Origin of the sequence: Pseudomonas helleri (assembly GCF_009600315.1) — a bacterium.
In the GTDB taxonomy this organism is placed as follows: domain Bacteria; phylum Pseudomonadota; class Gammaproteobacteria; order Pseudomonadales; family Pseudomonadaceae; genus Aquipseudomonas; species Aquipseudomonas helleri_A.
In genome coordinates, this window is record NZ_WIWC01000006.1 from 58,781 (window position 1) to 74,149 (window position 15,369).

The window sequence follows — 15,369 nt, forward strand, 5'->3', positions numbered from 1 at the left end:
GCATTACGACTATCCATCTCGTCATATTGACTAAAAATAAGCCATTACGACGACAGTTTGCGTCTTATTTACGAGTTCTATGCTCCCTATCATGGTGCCTGTCTTTTCCTATACTCAGCGTTAAGCGCGGGTCGCCAGCAAGGTCAGCCATGAACAAGAAGAATCGTCACCCTCTGGACGGCAAAAAGCCTGTCACCATATTCGGCCCGGACTTCCCCTTCGCGTTTGATGACTGGATTGAACACCCGGCGGGCTTGGGCAGTATTCCGGTTGAGAAGCTGGGAGCTGAGGTAGCCATTGTCGGCGCGGGTATGGCCGGTATGGTGGCGGCGTACGAATTGATGAAGCTGGGCCTCAAACCCGTGGTGTATGAAGCCTCGAAGATGGGCGGGCGTCTGCGCTCACAAGCCTTTGAAGGCAGCGAAGGGGTGATCGCTGAACTGGGCGGCATGCGCTTCCCGGTATCCTCCACTGCGTTTTACCACTACGTCGATAAGCTGGGACTGGAAACCAAACCCTTCCCTAATCCGCTGACCCCCGCGTCAGGCAGCACCGTGATTGACCTTGAAGGCCAGACCTTCTATGCCCAAACCCTTTCGGACTTGCCTGCGCTGTTCCAGGAAGTCGCAGACGCCTGGGCAGATGCACTGGAAGCCGGTTCACGCTTTGGCGATATTCAACAAGCTATCCGCGACCGTGACGTGCCTCGCCTGAAAGAATTGTGGAACACGCTGGTGCCGCTGTGGGATGACCGCACGTTTTACGACTTTGTCGCCACCTCAAAAGCCTTTGCCAAGTTATCGTTTCAGCATCGCGAAGTGTTTGGTCAGGTCGGGTTTGGCACCGGCGGCTGGGACTCTGATTTCCCCAATTCCATGCTCGAAATTTTCCGCGTGGTCATGACTAACTGCGACGATCACCAACACCTCGTGGTGGGTGGCGCAGAACAAGTGCCACTGGGCATCTGGCGTCACGCGCCCGAACGCTGCGCCCACTGGCCCGAAGGCACCAGCCTGAGCTCGTTGCACCACGGAGCGCCGCGCACTGGGGTCAAAAGTATTTGCCGCAACGAAGACGGGCAGTTTTCGATCACCGACAATCTCGGTGTCACCCGGCCTTATGAAGCGGTTCTGGTCACCTGCCAAAGCTGGCTGCTGACCACGCAGATCGAGTGCGAGGAGTCGCTGTTCTCACAAAAAGTGTGGATGGCACTGGACCGTACACGCTACATGCAATCGTCGAAAACCTTTGTCATGGTCGACAGGCCCTTCTGGAAAGACAAAGACCCCGAGACTGGTCGCGACCTGATGAGCATGACGCTCACCGATCGCCTGACCCGTGGCACTTACCTGTTTGATCACGGCGACGACAAGCCGGGGGTGATTTGCCTGTCATACGCGTGGATGAGCGATGCGCTGAAAATGCTGCCGCATCCTGTCGAAAAACGTGTGAAGCTGGCGCTCGATTCGCTGAAGAAAATCTACCCGAAGGTGGATATTGCCAGCCGTATCATTGGCGACCCGATCACTGTGTCATGGGAAGCCGACCCGCATTTTCTCGGGGCCTTCAAAGGCGCTCTGCCGGGTCACTACCGCTACAACCAACGCATGTATGCCCACTTTATGCAGCAGGATTTCCCCAGCGAGCAACGGGGTATTTTCATTGCCGGGGATGATGTGTCCTGGACACCTGCATGGGTCGAAGGCGCCGTGCAAACCTCTTTGAACGCCGTTTGGGGCATCATGACTCACTTCGGCGGTCGCACCCACGCTGAAAACCCGGGCCCCGGTGATGTGTTCGATGACATCGGGCCCATCGCCCTGCCGGATTGATTCGCCCCACAGAAGGAGCACCTCATGCGCGTCGCGCTTTATCAATGCCCGCCTTTGCCGCTGGATGTCGCGGGTAATCTGCAGCGCCTGCAGGCCATCGTCTTGCAGGCCAAAGACAACGTGGACTTGCTGGTACTGCCCGAAATGTTTCTCACGGGCTACAACATCGGCGCCAAAGCCGTCGCCGAGCTCGCGCAAACTCAGGACGGCGACGCTGCACAGCAGATTGCCGAACTGGCGAAAGCCAATAACATGGCCATCGTTTACGGCTACCCCGAACACGCCGAAGACGGGCACATTTACAACAGCGTGCAGTTGATTGATGCCCACGGCCAACGCTTGTGCAACTACCGCAAAACCCACCTGTTTGGTGAGCTGGATCGCACGATGTTCAGGCAAGGGCCGGATACCTTCCCGGTCGTCGATCTGGAGGGTTGGAAGCTTGGCCTGCTGATTTGTTATGACCTCGAATTCCCGGAAAATGCCCGCCGTCTGGCCTTGGCCGGTGCTGAGTTGATTGTGGTGCCCACGGCCAATATGGCGCCCTACGAATTTATTGCGGACGTCACCGTGCGCAGCCGTGCTTTCGAGAATCAGTGCTACGTGGCCTATGCCAACTACTGCGGGCACGAAGGTGACATTCAGTACTGCGGTCACAGCAGTATCGCAGCGCCCAATGGCGTACAGATCGCGCTGGCCCAGAACGAAGAAATGCTGATTGTGGCCACGCTGGACAGCCAGCAATTGCTCGACGCCAAAGACGGTAATTTTTACCTGGCTGACCGTCGCCCGGAGCTTTACAGCGAGCTGACCAAGCGCTGATCCGCTAGCATAGGCACTTCTCTGTTGCGGAAGTGCCCATGCCTGCGCTGAACCACCCTCACACCCAACGTTTGACCCTGAATAACGGTCTGACTCTTTCAGTGCACCATGAGCCACGGCTCAAACGCTGTGCGGCGGTTTTGCGCGTCGCGGCTGGCAGTCACGACGTGCCCGGCGAATGGCCGGGCATGGCGCATTTTCTGGAACACCTGCTGTTTCTCGGCAGTGAACGCTTTCCCGCCCCCGATAATCTGATGGCCTACGTGCAGCGTCACGGAGGTCAGGTCAATGCGAGAACCAGCGAGCGCCATACCGACTTCTTTTTCGAACTGCCGCCCAGCGCTTTCGCCGGTGGCCTTGAACGCTTGTGCGACATGCTCGCCAATCCGTGCATGAATATGGAAGCGCAATTGCGTGAACGCGAAGTGCTGCACGCCGAGTTCATCGCGTGGGCCCGTGAGCCATCGGCTCAACGCCAATTGAAGTGGCTGCAACCGCTGAACCCTGCTCACCCGCTACGGGCGTTTCATGCGGGTAATCGTTACAGCCTGCCTGTGCTGCGCCCGGGTTTTCAGCAGGCCTTGCAGGGTTTTTATCAACAGTTCTACCAAACCGGGCAAATGACTCTAAGCCTGGCTGGCCCGCAATCAGTGACTGAACTGCAAGCATTGGCCGAGCACTGCAGCGCCGTCTTGCACACCGGCAAAGCCGTACCGCAGCTCGCCCCACCCGCGCTGATTAGCTCAGACGAACACGCCTATCAACACATTGACGGGCAGTGCCTGAGCCTGATGTTCGCCTTCGACCAGTTGCCGCCCGATTCAGCTCAGGCACTGGGGTTTCTCTGTCACTGGATCAACGCCGATAAACCGGGCGGCCTTGTCGCTGAATTACGCCAACAACACCTGATCGACACCCTCAAAGCCGCTCCTGTTTACCAGTTCGAGCGTCAGGCACTCCTGCACATCGAGTTCAGTGCTGCCAGCGACATGGCTGCACACGCCGCTCGGATTCAGGAAACGTTTTACGACTGGCTGTCGTTCTTTAGTGCTCACGCCGAGTGGCCGACCTTGCGCGACGAATACCAGTTGTTGCAACAGCGTCAGCACGCCGTCAGCGGTGCAATGGAACTGGCTCGCCGTGACGCTGAGCAACAGGCACTCCGGCTCTCGGAACAAGGCGTAAGCGCACTTAAAAGCGTACTGCAACAGATGCTAACCACAGCACACGCTGCTTCAGCGCACGACTGGCAACTGCCTGCGCCTAACCCTTTTCTCAGGGTCACGGACGAGCCTGTCAGTGCAGGCTTGATTCGCGGGCAGACCAGCGCGCATCGCGGCTTGCGTACCTTTGCTCAAGATCGGTTGCGCGGTCGCCGCGACCTGTCTGCCATGAGCTTCAGCTCAGCCATTGCGCCACAAAACACTGAGGCGTCGATGTATCTGCGCTGGTGCCTGCCGGGGCCACTCGCCGATACGTTGCTGACGCGCCTGCAAACCAGTTTGCGCTCACTGCAACAGGATGCACGCCAGGCGGGTGTTGAACTTGTACTGAGCGCATCAGGCACCGACCTGCAGCTCAAAATGCAGGGCTTTCACACGCCCATGCCCAGCATTCTGGAGCACGCCCTACGCACACTCGCCGCGCCAGCGGCAGACGACTGCGACGTTGCTCCAGCGCCGTCATTGATGCCCATTCGCTACTTGCTCAAGCGGCTGCCCGAGCTCGATCAACAGGGTACAGCCACCCGGATCAGCGACCTTGAGCAGTGCTGGACCCGCGCACAATGGGACGGGTTGGCCGTCGGTTTGCCCGCGTCCACCCAAGCTGCAATGGCAAGCGTTTTAAGCAAAGTCCCTGGCACTCCAAACTCGCAGCTTCCACAGCCGCCAGCACTGCGACACGCTTGGTATCTGGAACCCGGCGACTCCAGCGAACAGGCCTTGTTAGTGTTTTGCCCGACGCCAATCGGTCGTCTGGCTGACGAGGCCGCCTGGCGTCTGCTCGCTCACCTCGCCCAAACACCGTTCTATCAGCAACTGCGGGTTGAGTTACAACTGGGCTATGCCGTATTCAGCGGCCTGCGCCAAATGAACGGTCAAACCGGTCTACTGTTCGGCGTGCAGTCGCCTCACGCCTCGGTGGCTGAAATCTATGGGCATATCGAAACGTTTATCGCCCAATTGCCGACATTGATCACCGCGCTGGATGAAACTTCTTTCACTCAGGCGCGTGCTTCCCTGGCACAACAATTCTCGAATGCTTCACTGGGGGCGCTTCAGGCCGCAGAGCTGCTGTGGCAAGCCAAGCTGGCTGGCCATCCATCGGATTACCTGACAGCCCTCTACAACGAGCTAATGACGCTGGATCAGGCCACTACACTGAGTGCAGCACAGCGCATTGCCCACGCCGAAAATGGCTGGCTGTGTTTAGCCACATACGCCGCGCCTGAAACGTTTTATCAAGGAAGAAGCGGATCGTTACCAACCCTGCAATGAGCTTTCTTCAACATCAGGCGTTCAAAAAGCGTCAAATTTAGTAACATAGCCACCTAAGCTTTTGAACAACTCCTCCGGGAGCTGGACTAATCAGAAGAGATCCATTCACCCACCTGCATAAGGAGTCACGAAATGGCTTGGACTAAACCTGCTTACACCGACCTGCGTATTGGCTTTGAAGTCACTATGTACTTCGCAAGCCGTTGATCTGTTTTGGCTCTTCCATAGAGAGCTGAACAGAGCAACCCAACGCCTCGGTTCGCCGAGGCGTTTTTATTTTCAGATTTGCAAGAGAACACGCCATGTTTGTCCAGATTCTAGGTTCCGCCGCTGGCGGTGGTTTCCCCCAGTGGAACTGTAACTGCGTCAACTGCGCGGGTTTTCGCGATGGCACGCTGAACGCCAAGGCACGTACCCAATCGTCGATTGCCATCTCCGATGACGGCGTCAACTGGGTGCTGTGCAACACCTCGCCCGACATCCGTGCGCAATTGCAGAGTTTTGCCCCCATGCAACCGGGACGTGCTCTGCGTGATACCGGTATCAGCGCCATCATTCTGATGGACAGCCAGATCGATCACACCACTGGCCTGCTGAGCCTGCGAGAAGGTTGCCCGCACGATGTGTGGTGTACCGACATGGTGCATGAAGACCTGAGCACCGGCTTTCCGTTATTCACCATGCTCAAGCACTGGAACGGCGGCCTGAACTGGCACCGTATTGAACTGCAAGGCTCGTTCACCATCCCTGCCTGCCCGAACCTGCGCTTCAGCCCGTTGCCCCTACGCAGCGCCGCGCCGCCGTACTCGCCGCATCGCTTTGACCCGCATCCGGGCGACAACATCGGCCTGATCGTTGAAGACCTGCGTACCGGCGGCAAGCTGTTCTACGCGCCGGGCCTGGGTAAGGTCGATGCGCCGTTGCTGGAGATCATGGCAGGCAGCGATTGCCTGCTGGTGGACGGCACGATGTGGGACGATGATGAAATGCAGCGCCGTGGCGTGGGCACACGCACCGGCCGTGAAATGGGCCATCTGGCCCAAAACGGCCCCGGCGGCATGCTCGAAGTGCTTGAGCAATTGCCGGAGCAACGCAAGGTGCTGATCCATATCAACAACACCAACCCGATCCTCGATGAAGACTCCGCCGAGCGCGCCGAACTGGCCCGCCGGGGTGTTGAAGTCGCCTTTGATGGCATGAGCATCGAGTTGTAAGCAGCAGCACTCTGTAGTCGCTGCCGCAGGCTGCGATGGGCTGCGCAGCGGCCCGGTTGCTTCGAAGGTCCTGCGGCCCTTATCGCAGCCTTCGGCAGCGACTACGAAAGCAAAACCCATTAATTTGGAGGCACCATGACCCAAGCCCCACTCTCCACCGCTGAATTCGAAGCCGCTCTGCGCGCCAAAGGTGCGTATTACCACATCTACCACCCGTATCAGGTGGCGATGTACGAAGGCCGTGCAACCCGCGAGCAGATTCAGGGCTGGGTCGCCAACCGCTACTACTATCAGGTGAACATACCGCTGAAAGACGCCGCCATCCTCGCCAACTGCCCTGACCGGGAAGTGCGTCGCGAGTGGATTCAACGCATGATCGACCACGACGGCGCACCGGGTGAAGACGGCGGTATCGAAGCCTGGTTGCGATTGGGGCAGGCCGTGGGCCTGGACCCGGATCAACTGCGCTCTCAGGAGCTGGTATTGCCTGGTGTTCGTTTTGCTGTGGACGCCTACGTCAACTTCGCCCGTCGCGCCACCTGGGAAGAAGCCGCCAGCAGCTCGCTCACTGAAATGTTCGCGCCGCAGATTCACCAGTCACGTCTGGACAGCTGGCCGCAGCATTACCCGTGGATCGATCCAGCCGGATATGAATATTTCCGCACCCGTCTGGGCCAAGCCCGCCGCGACGTCGAACATGGTCTGGCGATCACCTTGCAGCATTACACCACCTATGAGGGCCAGCAGCGCATGCTGGAAATTCTCCAGTTCAAACTGGACATTTTGTGGAGCATGCTCGATGCCATGACCATGGCCTACGAGCTGGATCGCCCGCCTTATCACAGCGTGACCGACCAACGTGTCTGGCACAAAGGAATCACCCTATGAGCTTCGATCGCAGCAAAATTCCGACCTGGCGCCCCGGCTACCGCTTTCAATACGAGCCTGCGCAAAAAGGCCACGTGCTGCTGTACCCCGAAGGCATGATCAAACTCAACGACAGTGCAGCCTTGATCGGTGGTCTGATTGATGGCCAGCGCGACGTTGCCGCTGTCATCGGCGAGCTGGATAAACAGTTCCCCGGCGTACCCGAGCTCGGCGCAGACATCGAGCAATTTATGGAGGTCGCTCGTGCAGAGCACTGGATCGAACTTGTCTGATAGCCCGCTGGCGCTGCCACCCAAACCCGAAGTCGGCTTGCCGCTGTGGCTGCTGGCCGAGCTGACGTATCGCTGCCCGCTGCAATGTCCGTACTGTTCCAACCCGCTGGACTTTGCCCAGCAAGGCAAAGAACTGACGACTGAACAGTGGATCAAGGTGTTTCGCGAAGCGCGGGAAATGGGCGCAGCGCAGTTGGGCTTTTCCGGCGGCGAACCCTTGGTGCGTCAGGATTTGGCCGAATTGATTGCAGAGGCCCGCAAACTGGGTTTCTACACTAACCTGATCACCTCAGGCATCGGCCTCACCGAGCAAAAAATCAGCGACTTCAAAAAAGCCGGGCTGGATCATATCCAGATCAGCTTTCAAGCCAGCGACGAACAGGTCAACAACCTGCTGGCCGGCTCGAAAAAAGCCTTCGCGCAGAAGCTCGAAATGGCCCGCGCTGTGAAAGCCCACGGTTATCCGATGGTGCTGAACTTCGTGACCCATCGGCACAATATCGACAAGATCGACCGCATCATCGAGCTGTGCATTGCCCTTGAAGCCGACTTCGTGGAACTTGCCACCTGTCAGTTCTACGGCTGGGCCCAGTTGAACCGCGTCGGCTTGCTGCCGACCAAAGAGCAGCTTGTGCGAGCTGAACGCATCACCAACGAATACCGCGCCAAACTTGAAGCTGAAGGCCACCCTTGCAAGCTGATATTTGTTACCCCGGACTATTACGAAGAACGCCCTAAAGCCTGCATGAATGGCTGGGGCAGTATCTTTTTGACGGTCACCCCTGACGGCACAGCGCTACCGTGCCACGGGGCACGGCAAATGCCGGTCGAGTTCCCCAACGTGCGCGACCACAGCATGCAGCACATTTGGTACGACTCGTTCGGCTTCAATCGCTTTCGCGGCTACGACTGGATGCCCGAGCCGTGCCGTTCGTGTGACGAAAAAGAAAAGGACTTCGGCGGCTGCCGGTGTCAGGCCTTTATGCTCACCGGCGACGCCAGTAACGCCGACCCAGTGTGCAGCAAATCGCCTCAGCATGACCTGATTCTCAAGGCGCGCGAAGAAGCCGAGCACGCCACACAGACCATCGAACAACTGGCCTTCCGAAATGAACGAAACTCACGTCTCATCGCTAAAGGCTGAACCATTCAGCGCTGAACTCGCCGTCGCAGCCGGGATCGACTTCGCTGAACTGCGGGTCGGCTCTGCGGGCCTGTTCTGGAATGAATACCGCCCCCAGGACGCGGCGTGTCGCCTCTGGCACTGGCGCGATGGTCAGGCTCACTGTCTGACCCCTGCGGGTTTCAGCGTGCGCAGTCGGGTTTACGAATACGGCGGCGGCGCCTTCTGCCTCAGCGATGACGGTGTGGTGTTCGTCAACGAAGCCGACCAGCAACTGTACCGTCAGACACTGGATGGCAGCGCACCCCGCGCCCTGACCACCGGCACCTGCCGCTATGGCGATGTGCAATGGTTTGACGGACAGGTCATTGCGGTCGAAGAACAGGCCGATCAGCACCGGCTGGTCAGCATTCATGCCAATACGCTGGAGCGTCAGGTACTGGCCGAGGGCGCTGACTTCTATGCGGCGCCCACCCTAAGCCCGGACGGTCAGCGTCTGGCCTGGATCGAATGGAGCCGACCGCACCAGCCCTGGACCGCCACACGCCTGATGCTGGCCGAAGGGCAAATCGACGGTCACTGGAGTGCCGCTCACTGTATCGCGGGCGACTTGAGCGAAGAGTCCCTGCAACAACCGCGCTTTGACGAACACAACCGGCTGCACTGCCTTACTGACCGGACGGGCTTCTGGCAGCCTTGGGCTGAGTCCGGAGAAGGGTTGGTGCCCGCTCCCGCCAGCGCCGCCGATCATGCACCTGCTCCTTGGCAATTAGGCGCCAGCACCTGGTTACCGCTGGGCGAGCAGAATTATCTGGCCACTTGGACTGAAGGCGGATTCGGACGCCTGGGCCTGCGTTCAGCTGACGGCACCGTTGAAGACTTCACCGGCGAATACAGCCGCTTCCGCAGCCTGGCGCTGGATGACACCTTCATCTATTGCATTGCCGCCTCGCCCATCAGCCCCTCGGCCGTGATTGCCATTCGTCGAAGCGACAAACGCTTAAGCGTAATGGCCGGCGGCGTTGCGCCTCTGCCTGCCGATCAGATCAGCCACCCGCAGCCCCTGCACTATCCTTCTGCGGGCGGCGAGGCTCATGGCTTTTTCTACCCGGCCATGAACGTACAGGTTGCACCGCCGCTGGTGGTGTTTATCCACGGCGGCCCTACTTCGGCCTGCTACCCGATGCTCGATCCGAGAATCCAGTACTGGACGCAACGCGGCTTTGCCGTGGCAGACCTGAACTATCGTGGTAGCACCGGCTATGGCCGTGCCTATCGTCAGGCGCTGCACCTGAAATGGGGCGACGTGGATGTAGAAGACGCATGCGCCGTTGTCAGTCATCTCGCTGCGCAGGGTTTGATTGACCCCAGCCAAGCCTTCATTCGCGGGGGCAGCGCGGGGGGATACACCACGTTGTGCGCCTTGGCGTTCAAGAACGTATTCCGCGCGGGGGCCAGCCTGTACGGCGTAAGCGATCCTATTGCGCTGGGTCGGGCTACCCATAAGTTCGAAGGTGATTACCTGGACTGGTTGATCGGTGACCCACAACGCGACGCCGACCGCTATGCGGCTCGCACGCCTTTACTACACGCCGATAAAATCCGCGTGCCGGTGATTTTCTTTCAAGGTGAGCTGGACGCTGTGGTCGTGCCGCAGCAGACCCGTGACATGGTCAAGGCTCTGCAAAACAACGGCATCCCGGCTCAAGCACATTACTACCCGGACGAACGCCACGGCTTTCGAAAGGCCAGTAATCAGGCTCACGCACTGGAGCAGGAATGGTTGTTTTATTGCAGCGTCATGCAAAACCGGTAGTCGCTGGCGCGGTCTGTCTTATCGCTTGGCGATGATATACACCGCGTGCACGACGCCCGGGATATAACCACACAGGGTCAACAGAATATTCAGCCAGAATGCACCGGCAAAACCCACTTGTAGAAACACACCCAATGGTGGAAGCAGGATGGCGATGATGATTCTTATAAAGTCCATATTTTCAGCTCCCCAATAATAAAGTGGGCTCATTCAAGCCCGACGGTTAATCGACTCTGGACGCGGTTAAAAGGTTCAGTGCCAACTTATCCCCAGGCAAAAAAAACGCCCCATGCCGAAAGAAACAGGCATGGGGCGCGCGGGATACCGCGAGACGGTTCGTTAAATTCTGTGGAGCGGCTACGATCAGACAGCAACCCCTCGACGGCACTGCAATTGCGCGGTGCGAACGCGGGCAAAAGCCCGGGCCAGACGCAGCAGCATCTCGTCTATGTTGCCTTTGCTGACGCACAGCGCAGGCGTAAAGCGTAAGCAGTCAGGCTGTGGAGCGCTGATCAGCAAGCCCTCATATAAAGCCGCCTTGACCACGGCATCTGCCGAGTTGTCTGACAGGGTCAAACCCCACAGCAAACCCTGGCCGCGCAATTCACCCTGTGCATAACTATTGGCGAGGCGACCCAGCCCTTCACGCAGGTGCTGGCCGGCTTCGCGTACATCTTTCAGGAAGTTCTTTTCCAGCAGTGTGTCCAGCACGGCAACCCCGGCGGCGGTCATCAAGGCATTGCCATGATGGGTGCCGCCCAACTCACCCGGTTCCAGGCAACACGCCTTGCCCCGCGCCAGCAGTGCCGCCAGTGGCACGCCGCCGCCCAAGCCTTTGCCCAAGGTCACAATATCGGCCCTTACGCCGTAATTTTGCTCCGCCAGCAAGGTGCCGCATCGGCCCATGCCGGTTTGCACTTCATCCAGAATCAGCAAGATGCCCAATTCTCGACACAGTCGTTCCACGCCCTTGAGGTAGTGTTCGGTGGCAGGAATCACCCCGGCTTCGCTTTGCACAGGCTCCAGCATGATCGCCACGGTCTGCGCATCAACCGCCGCATGCAAGGCGGGCAAGTCGTTAAACGGCACATTGATAAAGCCCGGCAATTGCGGCTCGAAACGGTTATCAAAGGTGCCGCTGCCGGACGCCGACATCGCGCCAAAACTGCGGCCATGGCAACTGCGGGTCGCTGTGATGATGCGATGAGCACCGCCGCGATGCAGCTGGCCCCACTTGCGAGCCAGCTTGATCGCGCCTTCGTTGGCCTCTGCCCCCGTGTTCAGAAAATACACCTGATCGCTGCCGGTGCTTTCGCACAAACGCTCAGCCAAGGTCAGCATGGCGCGGTTAAAGAAACCGGCACCCGGATTCATCAACGACTGCGCCTGATCGGCCATTGCCTTGATCAGCACAGCGGGGCTGTGGCCCAGACTGTTGACCGCACCGCCTTGCGTGAAGTCGAGGTAGGCGCGGCTGTCGCTGTCCCACATCCACGAGCCCTGGCCGCGCACAAAGACCTGCGCCGGGCGTTCAACACTGGGCATCAGATAATTGTCAGGCACACGGGTGCCTTCTGACGGGCGCACAGCAACAGCCGCCAGTTGATCAAGACTGGACGTTTGACGACGCAGGTTAAACAGGTTCATGCACGCTGACCTTGTGACCATAAGCAGATTCGATTTGCAACTGTCCTGGTTCTACCAAGTGCCTTTAACCTCTAACGGGTTTTCAGCTGCGCCTATCTAAAAGAACCTGAATACGGCCTTGGATATAAGACCATCCGGCTCGATCAGCCCAGCGCAATGGGCGTAGACTAGGCCTCGACGGCCTTTTGAGCCATTTCGATTTTTAAGCATTTTCGATAAGTATTACTTATGGATTTCAAGCAACTGCGTTATTTCGTCGCGGTCTACGAAGAAGGTCATGTTGGCCGTGCTGCCGAACGGCTTTCTATCTCGCAGCCAGCCCTGTCTCAGCAGATCCGCCAACTCGAACATAACCTTGATGTCAGCCTGTTTGAGCGCAGCAGCAAGCGCCTGTTACCGACCCTCGCCGCCCACACGTTGTACAACCACGCGCTGCCACTACTCGATGGTTTGCAGCGGGCCAAGGAAGCCCTCAGCAATTTCCGCGGGCAGGCGTTGCGCACCCTGGCCATTGGCGTGTTGCAAACCGTGCACACCAGTCTGGTGCCGCAAATGCTTGAACGGGTACGCAAGGCCCAGCCTCATTTAGTGGTGCAGATTTACGAGCTGACCGGCATCGAGATTGAACGACGCCTGCTCAATGGCACGCTGGATATAGGCATCAGTTACCTGCCTCCCCGTCAGGGTGGACTGCACGGCTTGGTGCTGTATGAAGACGAACTGCAACTCGTGATACCGGCTGATCATCCACTGCGCGAATTCAAGAAGGTGTCTGTCACTCAAGCCGCAGAGTTGCCGATGCTGTTGTTGGGGGAAGAATTCCAGGTGCGGCAAATCTGGAAAACCCAGCTGGCCAGCTTGGGCCGCCGCCCTCAGGTACAGGCTGAGTTGAACACCATGGCGGGGATTCTTGAGAGTTTGCCGCACACTAAACTGGCGACGGTGTTACCGGGCCGTTCGCGGCATGAGCATGACAATCAAGCGCTGCTGTGGAAACCGCTCAGTGAACCACGGGTGCCGCTGACAGTCGGTCTGGTGTGCCGCGATGTGCAACGCCAGCAAGCCACACTGGGGCTGTTGCGAACGCTGCTTGAGGACGTGATGCATGACAAGGAGGGCGTGTTGTAAGCGGCAGCGGATATGGATGAGGGATTTCGGACGCACAAAAAAGAAAACCCCGCCGAGGCGGGGTTTTACAGACTGTTTCCCTGACATCCATTTCACTCCACCGTCCTGGCAGAATCCTACGTGTCCATGTTGTTTCTTTGAGCTTCCTGCTCTACGTCCATGGCAATTAGATTACCTGTGGATCCAATCCTGGGATATGGGAGATTGGCAGTGCGTAATGTAAGCAAATGCTTACATTATGGTAAACATTTTAAAAATGTGATTCGTCCAGCAGATAAAGCGACTCGCTGCCCGCCCTGACTGAGGCACTCAACGAGTGGATACGCGGCAGCAAACGTGCGAAATAGAAGCGTGCAGTGCCCAGCTTACTGACGTAAAAAGCCTCATCGGACGCTTTGTTCAAGGCCGCTTTCGCCATCATTGCCCACATATAGGCATACGCGGTGTAACCAAAAACGTGCAGGTACTCCACAGACGCGGCACCAATTTCATTCGGGTTGTTTTTCGAGCGATCCAATACCCAGGCTGTCAACGCGTCAAGTGTGTCCAGAGCTGCAGCCAAAGGTTGAGTGAACTCCCGCAAGTCGCTGTGAGCCGAGGCTATAAACTGGCGGATTTCGTCGGCAAATAAACGGTAATAAACGCCGTCATTGGCCACCACCTTGCGACCGACCAGATCCAGCGCCTGAATACCGTTGGTGCCTTCGTAAATTTGCGTGATGCGTACATCGCGCACCAATTGTTCCTGGCCCCATTCGCGAATATAGCCATGACCACCAAAGATTTGCTGGCCATGCACCGTTGATTCCAGCCCCAGGTCCGTGAGGAAAGCCTTGGCCACCGGGGTCAGTAACGCCACCAACGCATCCGCGCGCTCACGCGCCGCCGGGTCTTCACTGAACTTGGCGATATCCAGCTGATTGGCCACATAAGTCGAAAAAGCACGACCGCCTTCATTGCTGGCTTTCATCGTCAGCAACATGCGGCGAACGTCTGCGTGAACAATGATCGGGTCAGCCACTTTGTCTTTGGCAACAGCGCCGGTGGCTGCACGACCTTGCAATCGGTCGCGGGCGTATTCCACAGCGTTCTGATACGAACGCTCACCCGAGGCCAGCCCTTGAATGCCAACGCCCAGACGTTCGTAGTTCATCATGGTGAACATCGCCGCCAAACCCCGGTTAGGCTCACCGACCAAATAACCCACCGCTTCATCGAAGTTCATCACACAGGTTGCCGAGGCCTGAATGCCCATCTTGTGCTCGATAGAGCCACAGGTGACCGGGTTGCGCGCCCCCAGGCTGCCATCGGCATTCACCATGAACTTGGGCACCAGAAACAACGAAATGCCTTTAGGGCCTGCCGGCGCATCCGGCAATTTGGCCAGCACCAGATGGATGATGTTTTCGGTGAGATCGTGCTCGCCACCGGTGATAAAAATCTTGGTGCCGCTGACTTTATAAGCACCGTCTGCCTGCGGTTCAGCCTTGGTCCGAATAATCCCCAGATCGGTGCCAGCATGAGGCTCAGTCAGGCACATGGAACCAGCCCATTCACCTGAGTACATGTTCGGCAAGTAAGTCGCTTTCAATTCCTCGCTGGCGTGGGCATTGATAGACACGCACGCGCCGGAGGTCAGCATCGGATAAAGGCCGAATGCCAGGCTTGAGGAGTTGATCATTTCTTCGACTTGAGCCGATACCGATTTGGGCATGCCCATGCCGCCGAACTCAGGGTTTCCGCCTACCCCGACCCAACCGCCTTCAGCGTAGGTTTTATAAGCGTCGACAAAACCAGCGGGCGTCGTAACCACAGTGTCATGCCAATGACAGCCTTCTTCGTCAGCGCTGCGGCTCAATGGCGCGATGCTTTTTGCAGTCACTTTGCCGGCTTCTTCAAGGATGGCTTCAACCGTTTCGGCGTCGACCGTTTCGGCCAAAACAGGCAATTGCGCCCAGAGCTTGGCAACTTCGAACACTTCATTGAGGACGAAGCGCATATCGCGCAGGGGCGCTTTGTAATCAGCCATGACAAACCTCGTGATCTTTTAACGGTGAAGCCCGAAACGGGCCATTTAGCGAAAGAAACAGTCTAGCTTAACGACGACAGCGATACATAGGGTCAAGCAG

At 57.9% G+C, this 15,369-nt stretch carries 13 protein-coding genes; 10 read left to right on the forward strand and 3 right to left on the reverse strand.

Features of this window, described 5'->3' with window-relative positions; translation table 11 throughout:
• The first annotated feature begins 149 nt into the window (after positions 1-149).
• The 9 genes from GHN86_RS05755 to GHN86_RS05795 all read left to right on the forward strand — a co-directional run bounded on the left by GHN86_RS05755 (position 150) and on the right by GHN86_RS05795 (position 10,465).
• Positions 150-1,832, forward strand: coding sequence for a flavin monoamine oxidase family protein (locus tag GHN86_RS05755; protein WP_153377989.1), 1,683 nt, complete (start codon positions 150-152; stop codon positions 1,830-1,832).
• Positions 1,833-1,856: 24 nt separating this feature from the next.
• On the forward strand, positions 1,857-2,654 hold the full coding sequence (locus tag GHN86_RS05760; protein WP_153377988.1) for a carbon-nitrogen hydrolase family protein: 798 nt from the start codon (positions 1,857-1,859) through the stop codon (positions 2,652-2,654).
• 38 nt (positions 2,655-2,692) lie between these two features.
• Complete coding sequence (gene pqqF / locus GHN86_RS05765) at positions 2,693-5,152, forward strand: pyrroloquinoline quinone biosynthesis protein PqqF (protein ID WP_153377987.1); 2,460 nt, start codon at positions 2,693-2,695, stop codon at positions 5,150-5,152.
• 132 nt (positions 5,153-5,284) lie between these two features.
• Positions 5,285-5,359 carry a pyrroloquinoline quinone precursor peptide PqqA gene (gene pqqA / locus GHN86_RS05770; protein ID WP_003444522.1) on the forward strand — a complete coding sequence of 25 codons (75 nt, stop codon included), beginning with the start codon at positions 5,285-5,287 and terminating at the stop codon, positions 5,357-5,359.
• Positions 5,360-5,454: 95 nt separating this feature from the next.
• The gene (gene pqqB / locus GHN86_RS05775; RefSeq protein ID WP_153377986.1) at positions 5,455-6,366 is read left to right on the forward strand and encodes a pyrroloquinoline quinone biosynthesis protein PqqB; all 912 of its coding nucleotides are present in this window, start codon (positions 5,455-5,457) and stop codon (positions 6,364-6,366) included.
• Between the two features lie 135 nt (positions 6,367-6,501).
• Positions 6,502-7,254, forward strand: coding sequence for a pyrroloquinoline-quinone synthase PqqC (gene pqqC, locus GHN86_RS05780; protein ID WP_122784149.1), 753 nt, complete (start codon positions 6,502-6,504; stop codon positions 7,252-7,254).
• On the forward strand, positions 7,251-7,526 hold the full coding sequence (pqqD, locus tag GHN86_RS05785) for a pyrroloquinoline quinone biosynthesis peptide chaperone PqqD (RefSeq protein WP_153377985.1): 276 nt from the start codon (positions 7,251-7,253) through the stop codon (positions 7,524-7,526). Before pqqC ends, pqqD begins: the two co-directional genes overlap by 4 nt.
• A complete protein-coding gene (pqqE, locus tag GHN86_RS05790) occupies positions 7,498-8,670 on the forward strand; it encodes a pyrroloquinoline quinone biosynthesis protein PqqE (protein WP_323369209.1) in 1,173 nt (390 codons plus the stop codon). Before pqqD ends, pqqE begins: the two co-directional genes overlap by 29 nt.
• Positions 8,636-10,465 (forward strand): S9 family peptidase, encoded by a 1,830-nt coding sequence (locus GHN86_RS05795; RefSeq protein WP_153377983.1) that lies wholly within the window; start codon positions 8,636-8,638, stop codon positions 10,463-10,465. The genes pqqE and GHN86_RS05795 overlap by 35 nt, the downstream gene beginning before the upstream one ends.
• Before the next feature lie 18 nt (positions 10,466-10,483).
• Here GHN86_RS05795 and GHN86_RS05800 read toward each other — a convergent pair whose 3' ends face one another.
• Both GHN86_RS05800 and GHN86_RS05805 read right to left on the reverse strand, forming a co-directional pair.
• A complete protein-coding gene (locus GHN86_RS05800) occupies positions 10,484-10,642 on the reverse strand; it encodes a YqaE/Pmp3 family membrane protein (protein ID WP_122784145.1) in 159 nt (52 codons plus the stop codon).
• Between the two features lie 186 nt (positions 10,643-10,828).
• The gene (locus tag GHN86_RS05805) at positions 10,829-12,112 is read right to left on the reverse strand and encodes an aspartate aminotransferase family protein (RefSeq protein ID WP_153386211.1); all 1,284 of its coding nucleotides are present in this window, start codon (positions 12,110-12,112) and stop codon (positions 10,829-10,831) included.
• A 228-nt stretch (positions 12,113-12,340) separates the two neighbouring features.
• On the opposite strand from GHN86_RS05805, the gene GHN86_RS05810 reads away from it, so the two are divergent.
• Complete coding sequence (locus GHN86_RS05810) at positions 12,341-13,240, forward strand: LysR family transcriptional regulator (RefSeq protein WP_153377981.1); 900 nt, start codon at positions 12,341-12,343, stop codon at positions 13,238-13,240.
• 250 nt (positions 13,241-13,490) lie between these two features.
• Here GHN86_RS05810 and GHN86_RS05815 read toward each other — a convergent pair whose 3' ends face one another.
• Entirely contained in the window at positions 13,491-15,269 is a 1,779-nt protein-coding gene (locus GHN86_RS05815; RefSeq protein ID WP_153377980.1) for an acyl-CoA dehydrogenase C-terminal domain-containing protein, read from the reverse strand.
• Positions 15,270-15,369: the final 100 nt, after the last annotated feature.

Excerpts from the sequence above, each read along its gene's own strand:
- pqqF (WP_153377987.1), top strand. The coding sequence starts at position 2,693 with ATGCCTGCGCTGAACCACCCTCACACCCAACGTTTGACCCTGAATAAC.
- GHN86_RS05805 (WP_153386211.1), bottom strand. The coding sequence starts at position 12,112 with ATGAACCTGTTTAACCTGCGTCGTCAAACGTCCAGTCTTGATCAACTG.
- GHN86_RS05810 (WP_153377981.1), top strand. The coding sequence starts at position 12,341 with ATGGATTTCAAGCAACTGCGTTATTTCGTCGCGGTCTACGAAGAAGGT.
- pqqB (WP_153377986.1), top strand. The coding sequence starts at position 5,455 with ATGTTTGTCCAGATTCTAGGTTCCGCCGCTGGCGGTGGTTTCCCCCAG.
- GHN86_RS05795 (WP_153377983.1), top strand. The coding sequence starts at position 8,636 with ATGAACGAAACTCACGTCTCATCGCTAAAGGCTGAACCATTCAGCGCT.
- pqqD (WP_153377985.1), top strand. The coding sequence starts at position 7,251 with ATGAGCTTCGATCGCAGCAAAATTCCGACCTGGCGCCCCGGCTACCGC.
- GHN86_RS05815 (WP_153377980.1), bottom strand. The coding sequence starts at position 15,269 with ATGGCTGATTACAAAGCGCCCCTGCGCGATATGCGCTTCGTCCTCAAT.
- GHN86_RS05760 (WP_153377988.1), top strand. The coding sequence starts at position 1,857 with ATGCGCGTCGCGCTTTATCAATGCCCGCCTTTGCCGCTGGATGTCGCG.
- GHN86_RS05800 (WP_122784145.1), bottom strand. The coding sequence starts at position 10,642 with ATGGACTTTATAAGAATCATCATCGCCATCCTGCTTCCACCATTGGGT.
- pqqC (WP_122784149.1), top strand. The coding sequence starts at position 6,502 with ATGACCCAAGCCCCACTCTCCACCGCTGAATTCGAAGCCGCTCTGCGC.
- GHN86_RS05755 (WP_153377989.1), top strand. The coding sequence starts at position 150 with ATGAACAAGAAGAATCGTCACCCTCTGGACGGCAAAAAGCCTGTCACC.